General features: G+C 58.7%; 1 protein-coding gene. It reads right to left on the reverse strand.

The window, feature by feature from the left end; all coding sequences use genetic code 11:
• Positions 1-280 (reverse strand): 7-cyano-7-deazaguanine synthase (locus tag EXE44_RS18530; RefSeq protein ID WP_199241288.1); only part of this gene is annotated, 280 nt, incomplete at its 3' end.
• Positions 281-378 lie beyond the last annotated feature (98 nt).

A 378-nucleotide genomic window follows, 5' to 3' on the forward strand; every position in this document is an offset into this window, starting at 1 on the left:
TCTCGTCACTCTCCAGATCTGCGTCAGCCACGTCCATCTCCTCGTCCGTCAGGCTCGACGCTCCGATTTGTGAGAGATGCCCCGTTTCGATATGTAAGAAGTCAGCCGCATCAACCTCCTCAGCAAGCGCTTTTGCGCACTCGTGCTCCTTGTCTTCGGTGCGCTGCCCGTACGACGTGTGTAGGAAGTACGGCTCGTACCCCTGCTCCATCGCTTCGTAGACAGCCGTCGCACTATCCATCCCGCCGGACACCAGAATCACCGCGCTCTCGTTACTCATGAATTGTCAGTCTCGTCGAATCGATTGCTATTCTATCCACGCCACCAGGGGCGACATCCGCGTCGCTCTCGTGGTTCCACTCTGCTCCGACCCGGGCG

Origin of the sequence: Halorubrum sp. SS7, from assembly GCF_005435055.1 — an archaeon.
Taxonomy (GTDB): domain Archaea; phylum Halobacteriota; class Halobacteria; order Halobacteriales; family Haloferacaceae; genus Halorubrum; species Halorubrum salinarum.